Here is a 5576-nt window from a genome sequence, read left to right on the forward strand (position 1 = left end):
GCGCAGAGCCGGGCACCGGCCGGGCGCTCGCGCGCCACCACCGTCGGCGCGACCCGCGCCAGCAGCAACGGCTCGTCGCCGATTTTCTCGGAGTCATGTCGTTCGGGATCGACGAGGAGGGGGCCACGCTCCCGCCCGCCATAGCCGCGCGTCAGGAAAGCCGGCCGCGCCCCGGCCTCCTGCAGCAGCGCGGCGATGCGGATTGCGGTGGGCGTCTTGCCGGCGCCGCCGAGCGTCAGGTTGCCGACGCAGAGCACCGGACAGGCCGTGCGCTCGCCCAACCCGTCCATGCGCCGCGCCGTCAGGCGTCCGTAGGCCGCGCCGACGGGCGCGAGGGCCCGCGCCAGGGGATGCGAGGCCGGGCCTGACCAGAAGCCGGGCGCGCGCATTTAGGCCGGCGACCGGGCGGCGAGCGTCAGCTGCGCGACGAAGGTGTCGAGCACGGCGAGCGTGCGCGCGACCGCGCCCTCGAACGGCTCCAGCGCCGCATGTCCGCGCTCGGCCATGGCGTCGATGCGGCGATGGTCGGCCAGCAGGTCGCCCACCGCGGCTGCGAGATCGCGGGCATCGGTGACGGTCAGCGCCCCCCCGGCGGTATCGAGCGCACGGTACGGCTCCAGGAAGTTGCCGACATGGGGGCCGTGCAGGACCGCCGTGTCGAGGCGCACCGGCTCGATCGGGTTCTGGCCGCCATGGGGCACCAGCGAGCCGCCGAGGAAGACGAGGGGGCTGAGCCGGTAGAACAGGCCGAGTTCGCCGAGGGTGTCGGCGACGTAGAGATCGACTTGCGGATGCGGCCTGCCGTTCATGGAGCGGCGGCTGGTGCGCAGACCCAGGGCGGCGGCGCAGGCGGCGACCGCCTCGCCGCGGCGTGGATGGCGCGGCACGATCACGGTGAGGAGGTTCGGCAGCCTGTCTTTCAGCAGGGCATGGGCCTCGGCCACCACCGCGTCCTCGCCGGGATGCGTGCTGGCCGCGACCCAGACCGGCCGGTCGCCGACCATGTCGCCGAGATAGGCGAGCTGCTGCGCGTCGGCCGGCGGCACGGCGGAATCGTATTTGAGGTTTCCGACCACCTTCACGCGCGGTGCGCCGAGGCGGGCATAGCGCTCGGCATCGTCCTTGGTCTGGACGAGGCAGATCGAGATCCGGGAGAGCAAGGCCTCGGCGGTGCGGGGCGAGCGCGCCCAGCCCTTGAACGAGCGCTCCGACATCCGGCCGTTGACCACGATCAGCGGCACCGCGCGCCGGTGCAGCGAGATCACGGTGTTGGGCCAGATCTCGGATTCGGCGACGAGGGCGAGGTCGGGCTGCCAATGGTCGAGGAAGCGCTCGATCCAGCGCGGCGCATCGAGCGGCATGTACTGGTGGACGGCGCCGGCCGGCAACCGCGTGCTGAGCAGTTCGGCGGCGCTCTTGGTGCCCGTGGTCACGAGCACGGAAAAACCGCGCGCGATCATGCCGGAGACCAGCCCGATCAGCGAGAGTGACTCGCCGATGCTGGCTCCGTGCATCCAGACGAGCTTGCCCGTCGGCCGCGCCCGGCCGGGACGGCCGCGCCGCTCGGGCAGGCGGCCGGGATCCTCCTTGCCGCGATGAGAGCGCCAGGCGAGCAGGCCGGCGACGGCAGGCTCGCCGAGGTAGAGCCCGGCGCGGTAGGCCTTCAGCGTGATGGGGAGCGCCGAAACCCTCATGCCTCCGCCCCACTTTTCCCGGACGCCTGCAGCGAAGCGCAAGGTGATCCGGGAGCCAGCGCGAAAAGGGCCGCGCCAGCGGCTCGATACGAACGGCGCTGAGGTGCCGACGCTTCGCGACGTCGTGTGCTGGGCCCCGGATCGGGTTCCGCTGACGCTCCACCCGTCCGGGGAAGGGGAGGTGGTGGCACCGACGCCATCAGCCGGGAGCGGTCTGGGCGGCGGTGCGCGCCTACCGATAGCTGGCAACCGACGAAGTCGTAGCTCGCGTCCATCGGAGTCATGCCGGATTCCCGACCCGGTCCTCACGTCCGACCAGCGTGTAGGCCTGGTCGTGAACGCGGTTCAGTTCGGTCTGGACCTTCAGGCGCAGGCTGTCGACGAACTCGGGCTCGACCTCGCGCGGCACGAAGATCGGCTCGCCAAACACCATGGCGCCGCGGCCGAAGGGCAGCCCGAGGCAGGCGCGGTCCCAGCTGTTGAAGCGGATGTGCCGGCTCGTCACCACCGCGACGGGCAGGATCGGGCGGCCGGAGAAGCGCGCGAGCATGATGATGCCGGCATCGCAGACCCGCGAGACCTTCGGCACGTCGGCGGAGAAGCAGACGGTCTCGCCGTTCTTAAGGGCGCGGACCATGGCGCGCAGGCCTTCGGCGCCGCCCTTCGCCTTGGCGTCGCGCACGGCGCGACCGCGGGCGCCGGAGGCGCGCATGACGCGAACGCCCATCCGCTCCAGGGAATACGTGTTGATGTTGCCGTCGGGGGACTTGGAGATGATGGTCGCGATGCGATCCTGCGGCCGCTTCATGAACGAGATCATGATGTGCTGGCCGTGCCACATCGCGGCGATGCACGGGCCCGTCGCGTCGAGCAGCGCGTTCGCGTCGGCCGGCACCGTGGTGAAGCGGTTGGTGCGCCGGACGAGGTTCAGATAGCCGTAGGCGGCGAGGCCGAGCCCCTTCTGCACGAGCGGCTTGCGGCCGATGGTCTTGATGAGGCCCATGTGCCGGGGGCGGTCTCCCGCTCTTCGTGATGGCGCTTTTTCGCGAGGCACCGGTGCGGACCGGCTCAGCTTCCAGTCCCGCGACGCGGGGACGTGACCGCCACGGAGGTCACGCGACAGGGAATCGCGGCGGGCCGCGGTTCTGTAACGCCAGTTAAGATTGCCGCGCAACCTCGGCGGCCGAGAAACGCGCCGGTTGACCTCGGGCGCCGCTGACGCACATGCGGGGTGGCCTGCTTCCCGCTCACCGCCGCGGCCAGACCCCACGCCGATGTTCCGTCTCGCTCACATCACCGATCCGCATGTTGGACCGCTGCCCCGGCCCAAGCTGCGCCAGCTCCTCAGCAAGCGCGCCACCGGCTACGTCAACTGGCGGCGCGGCCGCGGCCGGCACCACGACATGGACCTGCTGGCGGCGCTGGTCGCCGACCTGCACCTGCAGGGCAGCGACCACGTCGCCTGCACCGGCGACCTCTGCAACATCGGCCTGCCGGACGAGTGGGCGACCTCGCGGATCTTCCTCGAAGCCCTCGGCGCGGCCGACCGGGTCAGCTTCGTGCCGGGCAACCACGACGCCTACGTGCGCGGCTCGCTCGAAGGCCTGCTCGGCACCTGCGGCGCCTGGACCGGGGACGACAACGGCTTGGCCGGCGTGTTCCCATATCTGCGCCGCCGCGGCCCGCTCGCCCTGGTCGGCCTGTCCTCGGCGATCCCGACGAAGCCCTTCGCGGCTACGGGCCGAGTCGGGCCGCCCCAGATCGCGGCGGCGGAGCGCCTGCTGTGCGATCTCGCGGCCGAGCCCGAGCCGCCCTTCCGAGTGGTGATGATCCACCATCCGCCCCATCCCGGCGGCGCGCGTTCGGGTCGCGAGTTGAAGGACGCGGCGGCCTTCACCGCAATGATCGCCCGGGCCGGTGCGGACCTGATCCTGCACGGGCACAACCACGTCGGCAGCGTCGCCTTCGTCGAGGGGCCGAACGGTGCGGTGCCGATCGTCGGCGCGCCCTCGGCCTCCGCACAGAGCATTCGCGAGAACCACCGGGCCGCCTATTACCTCTTCGACATCGCGCGCGACGGCGGCCGCTTCGCGATCACGGCGACGGAGCGTGGCCTCACCGAGGAGGGCACCATCGGCGCGCTCGGATCGCTCGTGCTGACGCGCGCCTGACGGCATGGAAAAGGCGAGAATCCTGGGGATTCGCGCCTGAGTCGTCGATCGAGCAAGGCCTGCGATCGAGCACGGTCTGTGATCGAGGAAGACCTGCTCAGCCGAATTGGGCGAGGCGGCCGTTGCGAGCCGCCTGCTGGCGGGCGGCGATGCTGGCCTCGTACCTTTCCGCCTGCAGGCGGGTCAGGCCTGCCACCAACGCCATGGTGCCGCGATAGACCGTGTAGGTGCCGTCCTGCGTGGGTTTCACGCGAATCGCTTCCTGCATGCGCTTGGCTCCCTGCCCCCAGGGTTATGGTGTTTGGACGCGACTGGATGACGCCATGTTAGCCGGGCCGCCCCCACCGGCAAGAGCCCGTTGCCCCGCCGCCGCCCACATTCGTCGCTGCATCGCGGGAGGGCGATCGGGGTGGCCGGTCGCCGTCTCCGCAAGAAGGCGGAGGGCGATGACAGGTCGCCTCGTGACCGAACTACGTAAGTATCGACGGGATCGCGCAGATCAGGTGAGTGCTTGGATCGCCTTCGCCGGGAACTCGTGCTTCGGGTGTCCGACCCAGCGGGTTGTGCCGTGCAGCGAGCCGAACCGTGCAAAACGGCGGCGGGACGGCGGATCGGCCGTCTCCGAAGCCGTTCCGGTGGCTTTTAGTGCCTGAGATCGATTCGCGACGGAGGCGGCGCTGTTCGCCGAACTTCCCCGTCGGGCGTTCTTCGCATTTCGGGAAAACAGATTTCGATGTCGCCCGCCGCCATTTGCATGGACGAATAGAGAAGACATCAAGCTCTCGGTGAGAACCTGGGGGCTTGCGGAGGCGATCGGGTTCATCATGCCGGGAGAGGCGCTCATCAGGTCTCTCGGGACGTCCGGCGGGGCGGGCACCGGCTCGTCCGCGGCCGCCGACACGATCGTGCTCGAACGGCGCAGCGAAGCGCGGACACCGACGAACTGGATCGGCCTGATCCTGTTGCGCGACGGGACCGAGATCCCCTGCACCGTGAAGGACGTCTCGAAATCCGGCGCTCGGCTGGGCCTGCCGGACACGGTCGTACTGCCCGACGCGTTCCAGCTGAAGGTGGTCGGCTACGCCTTCTTGCTCCGCGTCAGGCTGGTCTGGCGCAGCGGCCACTGCGCCGGCGTGCGGATCGAGCGGTTCGGAAAGGCTCCGCCGCCGGCTCCCGCACCCGAGGAGCCGAAAGCCCCGGCCAAGCCGGCCGAAAGCTACATTGTGCGGGGAAGACGGATTAGCCGGTTCTCGCCGCGCTGATCAGTTTCGGACGCGCGCGACGGCCGGCCCGGAAAAATGCGAGGCGGCGAGTTCGTCGCCGGGGCTGCGCGTGGAGAAGCGGGTCGCGACGGCCTCGACGGCGAAGATGTCGTCCGGCGCGGTATCCGGCCGCGCCTGGATCGCGGCAAGACGGATCGGCGTGTCGCGCCGGGCCGGCTCCGAGGCGCCCTGGGCCGAGGCCGAGAACAGTGCGCGCAGGTGATCGCGGGGATCGGCCTCGGGGGGCAGGAGGCTGACCGGTCTCACTGCCGTCTCATTGGATGCGAGCGCCATGCCGGAGAGGCCGGCATTTCCGATCCCGGCGACTCACGCGTCCCGATCCCTGCACCTGCAGCACGAACAGGTCGACCGGATCGCGCAGCCAGAGCAGAGGCTTGGCCCGGTCGCCGAGCGCGCCGTCCTCGATCGCGGCGCGATCGGGATAGGGC

The 5576-nt window shown here is 70.8% G+C and carries 8 protein-coding genes and 1 pseudogene; 2 read left to right on the plus strand and 7 right to left on the minus strand.

Annotated features, from left to right (window positions below; genetic code table 11):
- From FV217_RS21595 to FV217_RS21605, 3 genes are all read right to left on the minus strand, one after another.
- On the minus strand, positions 1 to 389 hold a 389-nt coding region (locus FV217_RS21595; RefSeq protein WP_187272666.1), incomplete at its 3' end, for a tetraacyldisaccharide 4'-kinase.
- Complete coding sequence (locus tag FV217_RS21600) at positions 390 to 1694, minus strand: 3-deoxy-D-manno-octulosonic acid transferase (RefSeq protein WP_147820562.1); 1305 nt, start codon at positions 1692 to 1694, stop codon at positions 390 to 392.
- Positions 1695 to 1974: 280 nt separating this feature from the next.
- Complete coding sequence (locus FV217_RS21605) at positions 1975 to 2697, minus strand: lysophospholipid acyltransferase family protein (protein ID WP_147820564.1); 723 nt, start codon at positions 2695 to 2697, stop codon at positions 1975 to 1977.
- 271 nt (positions 2698 to 2968) lie between these two features.
- On the opposite strand from FV217_RS21605, the gene FV217_RS21610 reads away from it, so the two are divergent.
- Positions 2969 to 3865 (plus strand): metallophosphoesterase, encoded by an 897-nt coding sequence (locus FV217_RS21610; protein ID WP_147820566.1) that lies wholly within the window; start codon positions 2969 to 2971, stop codon positions 3863 to 3865.
- Between the two features lie 97 nt (positions 3866 to 3962).
- Here FV217_RS21610 and FV217_RS23100 read toward each other — a convergent pair whose 3' ends face one another.
- Together FV217_RS23100 and FV217_RS21615 are read right to left on the minus strand one after the other, a co-directional pair.
- Entirely contained in the window at positions 3963 to 4133 is a 171-nt protein-coding gene (locus FV217_RS23100) for a hypothetical protein (RefSeq protein WP_187272667.1), read from the minus strand.
- A 231-nt stretch (positions 4134 to 4364) separates the two neighbouring features.
- Positions 4365 to 4709 carry a hypothetical protein gene (locus tag FV217_RS21615; protein WP_147820567.1) on the minus strand — a complete coding sequence of 115 codons (345 nt, stop codon included), beginning with the start codon at positions 4707 to 4709 and terminating at the stop codon, positions 4365 to 4367.
- Here FV217_RS21615 and FV217_RS21620 point away from each other — a divergent pair.
- Positions 4690 to 5127 (plus strand): PilZ domain-containing protein, encoded by a 438-nt coding sequence (locus FV217_RS21620; RefSeq protein WP_147820569.1) that lies wholly within the window; start codon positions 4690 to 4692, stop codon positions 5125 to 5127. The two genes, FV217_RS21615 and FV217_RS21620, sit on opposite strands and share 20 nt — an antisense overlap.
- On the opposite strand, the gene FV217_RS23105 is transcribed toward FV217_RS21620, so the two are convergent.
- Positions 5128 to 5394: a hypothetical protein gene (locus FV217_RS23105; RefSeq protein ID WP_187272668.1), complete on the minus strand. Its 267-nt coding sequence runs from the start codon at positions 5392 to 5394 to the stop codon at positions 5128 to 5130.
- A 10-nt stretch (positions 5395 to 5404) separates the two neighbouring features.
- Positions 5405 to 5576 (minus strand): annotated as a pseudogene (locus FV217_RS21630) (MltA domain-containing protein); the annotation flags it as partial.

Origin of the sequence: Methylobacterium sp. WL9 (assembly GCF_008040035.1) — a bacterium.
GTDB lineage: Bacteria > Pseudomonadota > Alphaproteobacteria > Rhizobiales > Beijerinckiaceae > Methylobacterium > Methylobacterium thuringiense.